Annotated in this window: 13 protein-coding genes; 7 read left to right on the plus strand and 6 right to left on the minus strand. The window is 52.4% G+C overall.

Features of this window, described 5'->3' with window-relative positions; genetic code table 11:
• Window positions 1-18: 18 nt before the first annotated feature.
• Both ACFFJP_RS12570 and rpmE read right to left on the minus strand, forming a co-directional pair.
• A complete protein-coding gene (locus ACFFJP_RS12570) occupies window positions 19-1,263 on the minus strand; it encodes a malic enzyme-like NAD(P)-binding protein (protein WP_377244396.1) in 1,245 nt (414 codons plus the stop codon).
• 515 nt (window positions 1,264-1,778) lie between these two features.
• Entirely contained in the window at window positions 1,779-1,991 is a 213-nt protein-coding gene (gene rpmE, locus ACFFJP_RS12575; protein WP_208931970.1) for a 50S ribosomal protein L31, read from the minus strand.
• A 240-nt stretch (window positions 1,992-2,231) separates the two neighbouring features.
• Between rpmE and priA the strand changes: the two genes are divergently transcribed.
• The 5 genes from priA to ACFFJP_RS12600 all read left to right on the plus strand — a co-directional run bounded on the left by priA (window position 2,232) and on the right by ACFFJP_RS12600 (window position 7,371).
• Window positions 2,232-4,400: a primosomal protein N' gene (gene priA, locus ACFFJP_RS12580; protein WP_377244400.1), complete on the plus strand. Its 2,169-nt coding sequence runs from the start codon at window positions 2,232-2,234 to the stop codon at window positions 4,398-4,400.
• Between the two features lie 99 nt (window positions 4,401-4,499).
• The gene (locus ACFFJP_RS12585; RefSeq protein ID WP_377244403.1) at window positions 4,500-5,024 is read left to right on the plus strand and encodes an SPOR domain-containing protein; all 525 of its coding nucleotides are present in this window, start codon (window positions 4,500-4,502) and stop codon (window positions 5,022-5,024) included.
• An 80-nt stretch (window positions 5,025-5,104) separates the two neighbouring features.
• Entirely contained in the window at window positions 5,105-5,626 is a 522-nt protein-coding gene (gene hslV / locus ACFFJP_RS12590; RefSeq protein WP_208931973.1) for an ATP-dependent protease subunit HslV, read from the plus strand.
• Between the two features lie 9 nt (window positions 5,627-5,635).
• Window positions 5,636-6,967 carry an ATP-dependent protease ATPase subunit HslU gene (hslU, locus tag ACFFJP_RS12595; protein WP_377244406.1) on the plus strand — a complete coding sequence of 444 codons (1,332 nt, stop codon included), beginning with the start codon at window positions 5,636-5,638 and terminating at the stop codon, window positions 6,965-6,967.
• A 26-nt stretch (window positions 6,968-6,993) separates the two neighbouring features.
• Window positions 6,994-7,371 (plus strand): gamma-butyrobetaine hydroxylase family protein, encoded by a 378-nt coding sequence (locus tag ACFFJP_RS12600; protein ID WP_377244409.1) that lies wholly within the window; start codon window positions 6,994-6,996, stop codon window positions 7,369-7,371.
• Window positions 7,372-7,393: 22 nt separating this feature from the next.
• Here ACFFJP_RS12600 and ACFFJP_RS12605 read toward each other — a convergent pair whose 3' ends face one another.
• From ACFFJP_RS12605 to ACFFJP_RS12615, 3 genes are all read right to left on the minus strand, one after another.
• Entirely contained in the window at window positions 7,394-9,256 is a 1,863-nt protein-coding gene (locus tag ACFFJP_RS12605) for a methyl-accepting chemotaxis protein (RefSeq protein WP_377244412.1), read from the minus strand.
• Between the two features lie 85 nt (window positions 9,257-9,341).
• On the minus strand, window positions 9,342-9,866 hold the full coding sequence (locus ACFFJP_RS12610) for a phosphatase PAP2 family protein (RefSeq protein WP_377244415.1): 525 nt from the start codon (window positions 9,864-9,866) through the stop codon (window positions 9,342-9,344).
• 81 nt (window positions 9,867-9,947) lie between these two features.
• Window positions 9,948-11,957: a putative bifunctional diguanylate cyclase/phosphodiesterase gene (locus ACFFJP_RS12615; protein ID WP_377244418.1), complete on the minus strand. Its 2,010-nt coding sequence runs from the start codon at window positions 11,955-11,957 to the stop codon at window positions 9,948-9,950.
• A 162-nt stretch (window positions 11,958-12,119) separates the two neighbouring features.
• Here ACFFJP_RS12615 and rraA point away from each other — a divergent pair, with 162 nt between their 5' ends.
• On the plus strand, window positions 12,120-12,605 hold the full coding sequence (gene rraA / locus ACFFJP_RS12620) for a ribonuclease E activity regulator RraA (protein ID WP_208931979.1): 486 nt from the start codon (window positions 12,120-12,122) through the stop codon (window positions 12,603-12,605).
• The gene (locus ACFFJP_RS12625) at window positions 12,598-13,656 is read left to right on the plus strand and encodes a formimidoylglutamase (protein WP_377244421.1); all 1,059 of its coding nucleotides are present in this window, start codon (window positions 12,598-12,600) and stop codon (window positions 13,654-13,656) included. Before rraA ends, ACFFJP_RS12625 begins: the two co-directional genes overlap by 8 nt.
• 13 nt (window positions 13,657-13,669) lie before the next feature.
• Here the strand turns inward: ACFFJP_RS12625 and ACFFJP_RS12630 are convergent.
• On the minus strand, window positions 13,670-14,903 hold a 1,234-nt coding region (locus ACFFJP_RS12630), incomplete at its 5' end, for an EAL domain-containing protein (RefSeq protein WP_377244423.1).

Raw genomic sequence — 14,903 nt, forward strand, 5'->3', positions numbered from 1 at the left:
TTTATCGCAGCGAAAAAATCAGCTTTCCATATAGTGTTTTGGCATTGGAATACGCGCAACACCTGAGGCTACTGCCGCATCTGCCACCGCTTTGGCAACGCGCGGCAACAAGCGCGGGTCCATCGGTTTTGGAATGATGTATTCAGCGCCAAATTCGAGTTTCGCGACTTGTGCGGCCTGTAACACTTCCGCCGGCACCGGTTCTTTAGCGATGGCGCGGATCGCATGCACAGCAGCAATCTTCATCTCATCGTTAATCACACTGGCCCGCACGTCTAAAGCGCCGCGGAAAATAAACGGGAAACACAACACGTTATTAACCTGGTTCGGATAATCCGAACGACCGGTCGCCATGATGAGGTCTGTACGCTCGGCGTGCGCCAGCTCTGGCTTAATTTCCGGATCAGGGTTTGAGCAGGCAAAAATCACCGGATTCGCCGCCATCAGCTTCAGCGCTTTCGGTGGCAATGCATCAGGCCCGGAGACACCGATAAAGACATCTGCGCCATCCAGTGCGTCTTCCAGCGTCCGTTTGTCCGTGTTATTGGCAAACAAAGTTTTGTATTTGTTCAGATCTTCACGGCGGGTATGGATCACGCCTTTGGTGTCCAGCATGTAGATGTATTCACGTTTGGCGCCGCATTTAATCAGCAGCTCCATACAAGCGATAGCGGCAGCGCCGGCGCCCATACAAACGATGGTGACTTTCCGGATATCTTTGCCCTGAATTTCCAGCGCGTTTAACAAACCGGCCGCAGTGACAATGGCGGTACCGTGTTGGTCGTCATGGAATACCGGAATATTGCAGCGTTTGATCAGCTCTTTTTCAATCTCAAAACACTCAGGCGACTTGATGTCTTCGAGGTTAATACCACCAAAGGTGTCGGCGATATTCGCCACTGTATTGATAAAGTCTTCAGTGGTGCGATGGGTCACTTCAATGTCAATTGAATCCAGATTGGCAAAACGCTTGAACAACAGCGCTTTACCTTCCATCACTGGTTTAGACGCCATCGGCCCCAAATTGCCAAGGCCTAAAATCGCGGTGCCATTGGTGATCACTGCCACCAGATTGCCTTTACCTGTGTACTTGTAAACATTATCGATGTCTTCGGCGATTTCACGTACCGGTTCAGCGACACCCGGGCTGTAGGCCAGCGCCAAGTCTTTGACCGTCTCGGCCGGTTTAGTAATTTGAATGCCGATCTTGCCCGGTGTAGGTTTGGCATGATAATCGAGCGCTGCTTTCCTGAAGTCTGACATGGTAAGAGTCCTGAGGCTTAGCCCTGTGGGCTTTATGTTATTTGCCAATACTTTTGCGAGGGTAAGCGCAAAAGGCGGCCCATTGTAAAGAGCCTGACGCGGCATGCCTATTGACTTCACGCTGGTTGTACCTCTGTCCAGAGTCAGCCGGTGAACACAATAGTTGCCTTTTTACGTGGAGGAGCGGCGGAAAATGTCTGTGCACTTTTTGGCCATCAGGCTTGTTATAACAACTTTTGGGCGTGGTGCCAAGCGGCAAAATCATAAGAGGTAAGACCAGTAGGTGGGATTTGCTTAAAGATGCAAAAACCTGTCATGAACTGGCAGATATTTGTGCAGACAGAATGAATTTACATGCAAATCCGTAACAAAGCAGCAGGTTAAGTAATTGATTTAAAATAGATTAAAATGGATTTAACTCGGCGGTGGGCAAATAATCGGCAAACAGATTATGCAGCGAACCGCAGGCACAAAAAAAGCACCCGGAGGTGCTTTTTTGCGGTAACGCGACTGGATTATTTTGCGCCCAGTACTGCGAAACGTTTTTTGAAGCGGTCAACACGACCACCTACGTCCAGAACTTTTTGCTTACCTGTGTAGAACGGGTGGCAAGCTGAGCAAACGTCCAAGTGGATGTCTTTGCACAGTGCTGAACGGGTTTTGAATGCATTACCGCAAGTACAAGTTGCAGTGATTTCTTTGTATTCCGGGTGGATACCTGGTTTCATGGCTTACCTCGTTAGGCCGTATCGCTATCTGATCAGCTCACTGTCAGACACCATACGCATTTCAGTTAATTTAGGGCGCGTAGCTTAATAGATCCGACCTGCCGGTTCAACTTTTTCTTCAGTTTTTGCAGAAAAAAGCAGCGGAATAGTGCGGTTGCTGATCTGCACTGAAAAAAGCATTGTGGCGGGTCAGTCCGACTCGCTACACTTTGCCACATTCTGGCCCTGAGATCTTGCCTGTTGAACCGAGTCCGCGTCGCACTGCCTGTCCCGCTCCATCAGCATTTTGATTATTTGTTGCCCGAGGGTATGCAGGTCCAGGTTGGCGTGCGGGTGCGGGTGCCGTTTGGCAAGCGAGAGCTGATCGGCATTGTCTGGCAACTTGATCCGGAGAATGCCCATCCGGATAAACTGAAAGCGCTGTTGGAAGTGCTGGATCAAACGCCATTATTCGGCAATGAAATCAAACAGTTGTTAAGTTTTGCTGCAGATTACTACCATCATCCGCTCGGCGAAGTCCTGGTCAGTGCGCTGCCGGCGCTGTTGCGCGAAGGCAAGGCTGTCTTGGCAGGACACGGTCGGTTGCTGCAACTGACTCCACTAGGCAGCAGTCTCAAAACAGATGCGCTGCAACGCGCCCCCCGCCAGCTGGCGCTGTGGCAACGCCTGCAACAGGCCGCTTGCCGTGAAGATGAACTCGTCGGTGAAAGCCCGCAAATTAAAGCTTTGCTGGAAAAAGATTTGGTAGCATGGCAAGCCATTGAATTTAGCCCCTTTGTACCACAGCCTGACCGGCAAACACCATTACAGCTCAATCCGGCGCAGGCGTTGGCAGTCAGCGCCATCAATCAGTCGGCCGGCAGTTTTAGTCGGTTTTTGCTGGAAGGTGTTACCGGCTCCGGTAAAACCGAAGTCTACCTGCAATGTATCAGCCCGGTGCTGCAGCGCGGCCAACAAGTGCTGGTGTTGGTACCGGAAATTGGCCTGACACCGCAGACGCTGGCGCGTTTTGCCAAACGTTTTGCCGTGCCTTTGCAAATTTGGCATTCCAACATGACCGATCAGGAACGACTGCTGGCCTGGCAACGCAGCCAGAGTGGCGATGCCGCGATCACGATCGGTACCCGTTCAGCACTGTTTTTGCCATTTTTACAGCTTGGCTTGCTGATCATTGATGAAGAACATGATGCTTCTTTAAAGCAACAGGAAGGCTTCCGCTATCACGCCAGGGATCTTGCCGTGAAGCGCGCAGCACTGGCGAGTTGCCCGATAGTGCTGGGGTCAGCCACCCCCAGCCTTGAATCGCTCTATAACGTGCAGCAGGGCAAATTTGCCCATTTACCATTGCCAGAGCGCGCAACCAGCCAAAAAGTGCCGAAAATTGAGCTGATGGATTTAAAACAACAAGTGCTTAAACATGGCCTGGCGGATGGCACGCTCGTTCAGATCAAACAGCGGTTGCAGCGCGGTGAACAAGTGATGCTGTTCTTAAACCGCCGCGGTTTTGCCCCAGCACTGATCTGCCATGAATGTGGCTGGCTGACCGAATGCCAGCGCTGCGCTGCCTTTACGACTTTTCATAAACAAAGCCGTCAGCTGGTATGTCACCATTGCGGCGCCAGTCGGCCGGTTCCGCATCAATGCGGTCATTGCGGCAGCACGCAGCTCGCGCCGGTCGGGCAAGGTACTGAACAGCTCGAAGAGCAGCTACAACAGCTGATCCCGGACTTTCCTGTGATCCGGCTCGATCGTGACAGCACGCGGCGTAAAGGCAGTCTGGAAGCCTTGCTGGAGGAAATTAATCAGGGCCAGCCGGCCATTATTGTTGGCACTCAGATGCTAGCCAAAGGTCACCATTTTCCCAAAGTCAGTCTGGTGGTAATTGTCGATGTCGACAGCGCCTTGTATTCCAGTGATTTTCGCGCCTCTGAGCAACTGGCACAGCTGTTGACCCAGGTGGCAGGCCGCGCCGGGCGTGGTGATATAGCCGGCACTGTGTTGTTGCAAACCCATTATCCGGGGCATCCGTTGCTGCAGGACGTGATCCAGAATGGTTACAGCTCGTTTGCCCGCAGCGCTTTGCTGGAGCGTCAGCAAACGCGTTTGCCGCCTTATCAACATCTGGCGCTGTTTCGTACCGAATCTTTTGACAGCAATGATGGTCTGTTATTTTTAACCGGTATGCAGCAGCTCATCGCGACCGAATGCCCCCAAGTGCAGTATTTAGGCCCATTGAAGCCACCATTGGAACGAAAAGCCGGTAAATTCCGCTGGCAACTACAGCTGTTTTGCCGAGATCGCCGGCAACTGCATCTGGCGCTGGATCTGGTGTTAAGCCAGTGCTGCAGCACTACACTTTCACGCAAAATCAAATGGCAACTGGATGTCGATGCGCTTGATCTGAACTAAAAACTGCGGGCGACAGTACGCAGAAGCGCAATTCAACCTTACTTTTTTGCCGCTAAATCCAGTACAATCCCCTCATATTTGTCGCCGCAAGAATTTGGCATGCCTCATCAAGATTATGTAAAAACGGCCCGGCCAGCACCGCGTCCGAAGAAAAAACCAAATGAAAAGAAACCACTACCAGTATTGCTGATAGGCGTAGTGACCATATTGCTGATCGCATTTGGCGCTTTTTTATGGCATATCTCGCACCGCCCCGGCGCAGAAGCTGCGGCTGAGCAGGCCAAAGCCGCGGTAGTAACCCCAGAACCGCTGGATGAATTGCCACCGAAACCAGCTAAAGAGCCTTACACCTATATCAAAGAGCTACAAACCAAAGAAATTCAGGTAGAAGCCGATCAGCTTGCCACCAAAGCGCCGGCCAATATGTTTTGTGGCACTTTTAAAGCGATGGATGGTGCTCAGCAATTAAAAGCCAAAATGGCTTTTGCCGGTGTCAGCTCCGAGATCCGCGAATCTTCCGGTAAATACCGGGTAGTCTCCGGCCCATATGTCAGCAAACGTCAGGCCCAAAACGACAAAAACAAACTGCTGAAACAAAAAATAGCCAACTGCTGGGTACTCTAAATCCCAACACGGGCCGCACGCTTGAAAAATGCGGCCCTGCCCCACATATCTGCGTTATCTGTCCTCTTTGAATTGATGTTATGACCACTATTGTTTCTGTACGCCGCAACGGCCAAGTTGCGCTCGGTGGTGACGGCCAGGTCACTCTCGGTAACACCGTGATGAAAGGCAACGCGAAAAAAGTGCGCCGGCTTTATCACGGCAAGGTACTGGCTGGTTTTGCCGGTGGTACGGCGGACGCTTTCACGCTGTTTGAACGTTTTGAAGCCAAGCTGGAACTGCACCAGGGCCACCTGATGCGTGCAGCGGTAGAACTGGCCAAAGACTGGCGCACCGACCGGATGTTGCGCAAGCTCGAGGCGCTGTTAGCTGTTGCCGATGCAAACTGTTCGTTAATCATTACCGGCAATGGCGATGTGATCCAGCCAGAGCAGGATCTGATTGCCATTGGCTCCGGCGGTCCTTTTGCACAGGCAGCTGCCACGGCGTTACTGAACAATACCGAATTGCCCGCCAGCGCTATTGTCGAAAAAGCGCTGACTATCGCCGGTGATATCTGCATTTACACCAATCATCACCACACGATTGAAGAATTAAAATAAGGCCATCTGATGTCGGAAATGACTCCCCGCGAAATCGTCCACGAACTGGACCGCCATATCATCGGTCAGCAAGGTGCCAAACGCGCCGTGGCTATTGCACTGCGTAACCGCTGGCGCCGGATGCAGCTTGATCCAGCATTGCGTCAGGAAGTAACGCCAAAAAATATTCTGATGATTGGCCCCACCGGCGTTGGTAAAACCGAAATTGCCCGGCGCCTGGCTAAACTGGCTAATGCTCCATTTATCAAAGTGGAAGCGACCAAATTCACCGAAGTCGGTTATGTCGGCAAAGAAGTCGACAGTATCATTCGCGATTTGACCGACAGCGCAGTGAAAATGGTGCGTGAGCAGGAAGTGGTGCGGAACCGCTTCCGCGCCGAAGAGGCAGCGGAGGAACGGATCCTGGATGTGTTACTGCCGCGCGCCCGCAACAACTGGGGTGAAGTAGACAATAACGACAGTGATTCCAATACCCGGCAGATCTTCCGTAAAAAACTGCGTGAAGGTCAGCTCGACGAGAAAGAAATCGAACTGGATCTGGCCGCAGGCCCGATGGGCGTTGAAATTATGGCGCCACCGGGCATGGAAGAAATGACTCAGCAACTGCAGTCGATGTTTCAGAATCTTGGTCAGGAGCGCACAAAAAAACGCAAACTGAAGATCAAAGATGCCCTGAAGCAACTGATTGATGAAGAGGCCGCCAAACTAATCAATCCGGAAGAGCTTAAAGCCAAAGCGCTGGAAGCCGTAGAGCAAAATGGTATCGTCTTTATCGATGAGATCGACAAGATTTGCAAACGTGGCGAAAGCAACGGGCCAGACGTATCACGCGAAGGTGTGCAGCGGGATTTGTTACCGTTGATTGAAGGCTGCAGCGTCAATACCAAACATGGCATTGTCAAAACTGACCACATTCTGTTTATCGCTTCCGGTGCATTCCAGCTGGCCAAACCGTCAGATTTAGTGCCAGAACTGCAGGGCCGCTTGCCGATCCGGGTAGAGCTGCAACCGCTGACCGCGGCAGATTTTGAGCGGATCCTGACTGAACCTAAAGCCTCGCTGACCGAGCAAACTGTGGCGATGCTGGCAACAGAAGGCGTCCAGCTGCAGTTTACAAACGATGGCATCAAACGTATTGCGAATGCGGCATGGCAGGTCAATGAACGCACCGAAAATATCGGTGCCCGCCGCTTGTATACCGTAATGGAACGGCTGCTCGAGGACGTGTCATTTGACGCCGCCGATCATCAGGGCCAGCAAGTCACAGTGGATGCCGCTTATGTCGACGGTCACCTGGATGCACTGGTGCAGGATGAAGATTTAAGCCGGTTTATTCTGTAACTTTGCAGGCATCATAAGGACACACCATGCAGCAAGTCAGCAAATTGCATTACCATCGCCACAGCAAACTGCTGGATGTCTGGTTTGCCGACGACCTGCAGGTGCAGTTCAGTGCAGAACTGCTGCGCGTGTTGTCGCCGTCTGCGGAAGTGCGCGGCCATGGTACGCCGCAGCTGGTCGCGAATAAACGCGATGTCGGCATTACGCAAATGTTACCGGTCGGCCAGTATGCCGTGCGGCTGGTCTTTGATGACGGCCACAATAGCGGATTGTACAGCTGGAGTTATCTGCGTCAGCTGCACGAACAACGCGATACGCTGTGGCAGGAATATCTCGCCAGACTCAAAGCCGCCAATGCCGTGCGGGACGCAAAACTAGAGGTCCGGTTTCACAGCGGTGTTTAATGCCGCTGCGAAACCGTTGCTGTTACGCCTTAAATCTATCGACGGTTTGATGTAAGCGTGTCGCCTGCACTGCGACTTCTTCGCTGATTTGTGCATTATGTTCAGCGATCCTCAGCGATTGCTCGGAAATATCGCGGATCCGGACAACATTCTTATTCACTTCAGCCGCCACATGGCTTTGCTCTTCGACGGCAGTGGCAATTTGTGTGGTCATCTCCATAATATTTGTCACATCACCGGTGATAGCACTGAGGAGACGGCTTGCCATCCCCGCTTGTTCGGCGCCGCTTTGACCGCGCTCCCGGCATTGCTGCATCGATGCGACGATGGCCCTGGTGCGGCCTTGTAAGCTGGAAATGATTTGTTCGATTTGCCGCGTCGATTCAGCAGTGCGCTGTGCAAGGCTGCGTACTTCATCGGCAACCACGGCAAAACCGCGACCTTGCTCGCCGGCCCGTGCCGCTTCGATTGCAGCGTTCAACGCCAATAAATTGGTTTGTTCAGCAATACCCCGGATCACATCGATGACGGAACCTATGGTCGTGCTATCTTTTTCCAACTCGGCAACGACTGTGGCTGCCTGCTGTAATTCATCGGACAATGCACGGATCCGGCTGACCGTCTGCTCGACTTCTTTCATGCCTTCTGCTGCGTTCTGATTGGTCGCATCGGCTTTATTCGCGGTGTTTTCGGTGTTACCGGCGATTTCTTCAATAGTCGCGCCCATCTCGGTCACAGCGGTGGCAACCATGTCGCTTTCCATTTGCTGCTGCGCCATGCCGCGGCTGGTTTCTGCCGTAGACTTCGCCAGTTCCGCCGTCGCAGTATCCAGCATTTCCAGCGCCTGATTGACGCTGCGGACCAGATCCTGAAAGTCACACAGCATCGCATTAAAGTCCTGCGCCAACAGCGTCATCTCGTCGCGACCTTCGACTGCTACTCGTTGGCGGAAATCATTATCTTTGCGGATCACACCAATGGTACGGCAGACATTCTGGATCGGCTGCAGGATACTGCGTGAAGTGAGCAAAACCAGAACGATGACCACGGCTAACACTACAAAAAATAATGTGAACGCCAGATAGCGTGAGGAGGTGGAGGCTTTTTCTAACGCATTATTGGCCTTGTCGGTCATCGCCTTCAGGCTGGATTCGGTTTCATGCACAGCTTTTCGCATGTCTCCCATGATCCCTTGATCATGTTTCAAGCCCATTTGTTGGCTACCTGACACCAAATTGCGATAGGCGTCGGCATAGCTGTCAGCGGCACTTTGTAATGCAGCGCTGGCATTCTGACCGTCTAACAGAGATTTAAACCGACTGAACTCCGCATTAAAACTATCCAGATATTTCAAATCGGCACGCAGCATAAAATCTTTTTCGGCGCGGCGCATTTGCAGCAGACTGACCATCAAGGTGTCATTACTGACCTGCTTAAACTCTGCTTCCAGTTGATGTGCAGCAGCACGCAAGGCGCCATACAAACCTGACTGCGGATCTAAGCCAACTTGCTCTGCTGTAGTGACCAGCAAGTCAAACTTTTGTTGATACAGCGCGGTTTGTTGACGGAAATTCTTTAACGAGCTGGTGTCGATATCATGTGCAGTTAAATCCCGCTCCAGCAAAGTCAGTCCCTGATTGAGCTCTTGCATGGTCTTGCCGAATTTATCCTTGTAACTTAAGTCTTTGCGCATCAGAAAGTCTTTTTCGTGGCGGCGCAGCACCAATACATCCCGCTCTAATGCCGCAATCTCGACATTAATCGTTGCAAGAGCAGTAAATTGCATGTTCTGGAAAATCAGTAATAACAACATCACCAGCATAGCGGCACCGACCACCACACTGTTGACCATTAAACGGTTTTTAATCGACAGATTGCGTAACATTCCCAACCTCCTGCTGGCATGCTGATACGCCTAAGCATAGGTAAGAAAATCTGTATTGCAGGATTTAGTGATAAATTTTAATTTGTTAGCTAAGACTGAGCATGGCAAAGAGAACGCTGCAGCTACCCAGCAACATACCCGCCAGAATATCACCGGGAAAGTGCACACCGAGCAACACGCGGGACATTCCCACCATGCAGCCCCATAACAGCGCCAACGGGAACCAGGCTGGCGCTAATACCGCGATACAACTGACCAGTACAAAAGCGCCGGCGGTATGACCGGACGGCAGGCTGAAGCGATCGGAAGGTTCAATATGGGCGCGGATCTGTCCGGCCAGTGCCACTGCTGGCCGTTGTCGGCGAAACAGGTTTTTCAGCAGCAAATAAGCCGGTAATTCAATAGCAAAGGCTAGTGCTAACACACTGACCAGCTGCAAAGCGACAGCATCCCCCTGCCAGTATAACCACAGCGCCAACAGCGCATAGCCCGGACCATCCGCCGACTTCGATACCCAGTAACTGAGCCGGCGTAAACGCCCTTGTCCCAACCCCAGAAACAAACGGGCAAAATAGCGCTGATCCAGTTCTATCCAACGTTGTCTGTGCATGGCGCACTCCGGTCACTGTGGCTACCTGCAAACAGGCTAACCAGTCACCATGACAGCGATATGACAAGGCCTGTGGCAGGCTCAGAACGACAGTTTTTGTTGCAGCAGCGCCAGCGCATCCGTTTCCGGCAACGGTTTTGCGATCAGATAGCCTTGTGCCGCATCGCAGGCCATATGTTTGAGCAACAGCAACTGATTGGGATCTTCGACCCCTTCAGCCAGAATGCGTTTGCCAAGGCCATGGGCCAGTGTGATCATGGTTTTGACGATCATCATGTCGGAATCACTGCTCGCCATATCCATGATAAAACTGCGGTCAATTTTGATTTTGTCGATGGGCATCCGGCGTAGGTAACCCAATGAGGAATAGCCGGTGCCGAAGTCGTCAATCGATACGCGGATCCCCATCTGCTGCAGTTCCGTTACATAGTTACGGCCCTGCTCCATATCGCCCATGGCCGTGTTCTCGGTGATCTCCAGCTCCAACATGGTCGGCGGTACTTCGTACTGCTGTAACAGCTGCTGGATCCGTTGCTTCAGGCCGGCCTGTTCAAAGTGGATCGGCGACATATTCACGGCAACTGACAGCTGCACCTGCTTTTTCCGCCAACGACCCAATGTTTCCACCGCCTGTTCCAGCAGCTGTATGTCGAGATCACGCATCAGGCCAATTTGTTCCATTTGCGGTAAAAACTGTCCCGGCATCAGGATGCCGCGTTCAGGGTGATGCCAGCGAACCAAGGCTTCAAAACCATCGATGCGTTGCTCCCGGATATTCCATTGTGGCTGGTAGTACAAGACAAACTGATTCAGTTCCAGCGCCTGCAGCAATTCCTTTTCCAGCATCAATAACCGGGCTGTTTCTTCTTCCATGCCCTGATGGTATTGGATCCAGCGCTGTTGCTGCCGCTTGGCTTGGTGAAACGCAATGTTGGCTTTTTGCAGCAGCGACTCGGCACTGGCCGCGTGTTCCGGAAACTGTGCAACACCGATGGTGGCGGTCAGTTTTAATAAACCAGAATCAAAATTAAACGGTTTTTCAATCAATTGCTCGATGTGGTGCAGGCAGAATTGCCGTTGTTTGTCGGTCAGAATGTCTTGTAATACCAGCGCAAATATATCGCCGCCAGTACGCCCGACCAGCCGAGGTTTTAGAATGCTGGTATCAAAACGCCGGGTGACCTCCCGCAGGATCCGGTCGCCTTGCTTCAGACCTACCGTCTCATTAATGGTTTTAAACCGGTCCAGCCCTAACATCACCAGCAACAACGGCTGTTGCTGCGGTAGTTGGATCAGCTCCGATAACTCTTGTAATAAGGCGTCCCGGTTTAAACAACCGGTTAACTGGTCGTGGGTATCCAGATAGCGGGTTTTCGCCGTCAGCTGTTGATTGGTACTGCGCTCGTCATCCTGTAACCAGATCACCAGCCCAAGTCCCAACAATGTCTGGAAAAACAATTCGAGATGTTTACTGACGAGCATCACACGCAAAAGCGCCTGCCCTTCACCGAGCCAGCCCGACAACATTGCCATGGCAAACATCAACAGGCCCCAAAGCACAATGGACAGAGCAACCAGCTTGGATATCAGAATACGGTGTGGTAAAGCAAACAACCAAATCCCGCCAACAAATAACGCGGCACCGATAAACAGTAATCTTAAATTCAGCTGGACCGTGGTTTTCCACACCGACGATTCGGTTTCCGTCACAAACAGCGCAACGGACACAAATGCCAGCGCAGCGACCAACAGCAGCAACTGATTCACCAGCCGGCTGGAGATCCGTTCCGTACTGACCGCTTCACGCACCCCGACCAGGATAAAAATGGCGAAAGCATAGCTGCAGAATAAATAGCCAAATTCAAGCACAAGGGACGGCCAGAATAACCAGTCTGTCCGTGGCACTATCAACGAGTAGCCGGTTAACATCAGTAAAAATAAAGCGAAAGAAGCAAAGGCGACTGACCAGGATTTCAGATAATGGCGCTGATAAATCCGATAAAAGTACCACAGGATAAAACTGATAGCGCAGGCTAGTCCTGCCTGGATCAGGAACAACGAGATGCGGGCCAGTGTCAGTTCAAAGCTCAAGGGGTAAGACCAGAATCGACAAAATTAAGCAAAAACTAACACAGCTGAAATGGTTTTGCACTGTGATTCCCGATTGAATTCGGCCAAAGTTGAATGCTTGAGCTTAGGGGAGATCCGTTTATACTGTTCCCCTAACCAATTGATCAACAGGCGGGAATTACCATGCAATACAATACTTCTGAATTATGTGATCTGTATGCCGACATGATTGATGTGGTTGAGCCTATTTTTGCCAACTACGGCGGTCGCCGCTCTTTTGGTGGTGTGATCCATACGGTGAAATGTTTTGAAGACAATGGTCTGGTGCGTCAGATGCTAGCGGAGCCAGGTGTTGGCAAGGTGTTGTTAATTGATGGTGGCGGGTCAGCACGTCGGGCACTGATTGATGCCGAACTGGCGGCGCTGGCCTCTGAAAACGGTTGGGAAGGGATTATTTGCTACGGCAGCGTGCGCGATGTTGATACGCTGGAAGATTTTGAGCTGGGCATTCAGGCCGTCAACGCCATCCCGGTGCGGGCTGATGATCAGGGGTTTGGCGAAACTGACGTGCCAGTCAATTTTGCCGGCGTGACCTTCCTGCCGGAAGATCACATTTACGCCGACAGTACCGGCATTATCCTGTCCGCGGAGCCGCTGGACATTGAGTAATCACTTACAACTGATGCAGGCCGCCGATTTGGCGGTCTGGCAACAACACCGTGCCGGCGAAACCCGGCTCGGTGCCGCTTTGCAGTTTCTGAACCCGTTATTACCGCTGGAAGATGCGCTCGCAAGCGCGGTACAGCATGGCTGCCGCTATGTGCTGCTGGGGATCCCGGAAGATATCGGTCCCCGTGCCAATCTGGGTAATGGCGGTGCAGACCAAGGTTTCGCCGCTTTTTTAAGCCGGTTTATCAATTTACAGGATAATGGCTTCGCCAAATCCGGCGAGCTGTTGCTAGCAGGCAACATAGCCTGCGCCGATCTGCAGCAACAATCGCAGAGTCTTGACAGCAACGACGCCAGTCAGCTGGCACAGCTGCGTGCACTGTGCGCCGAGCTGGATCTGCGCGTCAGCAGCGTGTTACGGGCCTGTTTTGATTCAGGTCTGGTGCCGATTGTTATCGGCGGTGGCCACAATAACGCCCTGCCGATTTTACAGGCATTAGCGGCGCATGCTGGTCAAAGCGCAGATGCAATTAATCTGGATCCACATTGTGATTTCCGCCTGCTGGAAGGCCGTCACAGCGGCAACGGCTTTAGTTATGCGCATCAGGCCGGCTGGCTGCGCAAATATTTCGTGTTGGGTCTGCACGAATTGAAAAATTCACAGGCGGCCTTGGCGCAATTGCAGCAGGCTGGCGCCGCTTTTTGCAGTTACCAGCAGATCTGGCAACGCCGGCAGCTGACGTTACAGGATGCCATTCTGCAGGCCATCCGGTTTGTCGGTGCTGATGAGCACCGACCGCTCGGTATCGAGCTGGATACCGACAGTATCAGCGGCATGCCGGTCAGTGCCTATACCAATTGTGGTGTGTCAGTGTCAGATGCTGAATGTTATGTCTGGCAGCTTGCGCAGTTATCGCGGGTGCGATATCTGCATCTGGCCGAAGCAGCACCATCGCAACATCCGGCCGGACTCAAGGCTGGCTTCAATGAAGCCGGTCAGATCCTGACGGCGTTAGTGCTGGCATTTTTACAGGCGAGACAGCAAAAATGAAAAGCGGCCGGGCTCACAGAAGACCCGGCCGGCTGGTGACGCCACTATTAAACTGATGCTGCCGCATCCAAGCAGGCAATCCAGCGAGCGCAAAAGGCTGACTGAATAAAAATCCTTGTGCCCGCAGACAGCCCATCCGCGTCAGTTTCTCAGCACAAGCCTGCTCCTCGACCCCTTCTGCGACGACATCAAGTTTCAGATTTTTTGCCAGATCAATAATGGCGCCGGTGATGGCCACCTGCGCATCCGACTTGTGCATGCCACTGATAAACTGGGCATCGATTTTGACTTGCTGTAACGGAAACTCGCGTAACATACCGAGCGACGTATACCCAGTGCCAAAATCATCCAGCACCAGCGTCAGGCCCAATGACCTCAAGCGTTGCAACATGGGCAGCACCGTCTGTGGGTCCGCCATTAACGCCTCTTCTTTCAGTTCGAGGATCAGATGGCCGGGTTTCACCTGATACTGCAGCAACAATTGCTGAATTTGTTCCACCAACTCGATTTGTAACAAATCGCTGCTACTGATATTAACCGCCAACTGCACCAGGATCCCTTCCTGTTGCAGAGTTGCCAGCATCTGCACGGTCTGACGCAGCACCCAGCAAGTCAGCGGAAACATCAGCCCCATACTCTCTGCCAGCGGAATAAACTGCTTGGGTGCCAACAAACCATGCACAGGATGAGCCCAACGCAACAATACTTCTGCGGCCACTACCTGCCGATCAGGCAATAACACTTGAGGTTGTACATCTAACTGCAATTGCTGCGCAGCGATTGCCTGCTGTAGCTCTGCCATCATCGCCAGTTTATCCGGTGTCGTCTCGGACATTTCCACCTGATACAGCGGCGAATCGTAACCAGAGCCCTGCCGCTGCTGCAGCGCCAGATGCGCTTTTTCCACCAGCTCAGCAAAATCAATTCCATGCTGCGGATAACAACTGATGCCCGACAGGATCTGATAGTCCACCGCGCAGCCACGCAGTAACAGTGGTTCGGCAATCTCATGTTCCAGCTGATGCGCCAGATACCCGGCCTGATGTTGTTTGCCTTGTTGATCCACCAGCAACAAAAAATCGACGCCACCGAGGTGTGCCACCCAGGCATCTGTGCTACTGAGCGCAACGATGCCCTGATGCTGGCTGGCAGCCTGATTTAACCGGCGTGCGATTTGACTCAGCACCAGATTGGCATGGCTGTATCCCAGCAATTGATTGACCCGGTCAAAGCGTTCAATTTTCAGT

Origin of the sequence: Rheinheimera tilapiae (assembly GCF_042432165.1) — a bacterium.
GTDB classification, from domain to species: Bacteria; Pseudomonadota; Gammaproteobacteria; order Enterobacterales; family Alteromonadaceae; genus Pararheinheimera; species Pararheinheimera tilapiae.

Coding starts and splice junctions, on each gene's coding strand:
- ACFFJP_RS12570 (WP_377244396.1), bottom strand. CDS start 1,263: ATGTCAGACTTCAGGAAAGCAGCGCTCGATTATCATGCCAAACCTACA.
- rpmE (WP_208931970.1), bottom strand. CDS start 1,991: ATGAAACCAGGTATCCACCCGGAATACAAAGAAATCACTGCAACTTGT.
- ACFFJP_RS12585 (WP_377244403.1), top strand. CDS start 4,500: ATGCCTCATCAAGATTATGTAAAAACGGCCCGGCCAGCACCGCGTCCG.
- hslV (WP_208931973.1), top strand. CDS start 5,105: ATGACCACTATTGTTTCTGTACGCCGCAACGGCCAAGTTGCGCTCGGT.
- hslU (WP_377244406.1), top strand. CDS start 5,636: ATGTCGGAAATGACTCCCCGCGAAATCGTCCACGAACTGGACCGCCAT.
- ACFFJP_RS12600 (WP_377244409.1), top strand. CDS start 6,994: ATGCAGCAAGTCAGCAAATTGCATTACCATCGCCACAGCAAACTGCTG.
- ACFFJP_RS12605 (WP_377244412.1), bottom strand. CDS start 9,256: ATGTTACGCAATCTGTCGATTAAAAACCGTTTAATGGTCAACAGTGTG.
- ACFFJP_RS12610 (WP_377244415.1), bottom strand. CDS start 9,866: ATGCACAGACAACGTTGGATAGAACTGGATCAGCGCTATTTTGCCCGT.
- rraA (WP_208931979.1), top strand. CDS start 12,120: ATGCAATACAATACTTCTGAATTATGTGATCTGTATGCCGACATGATT.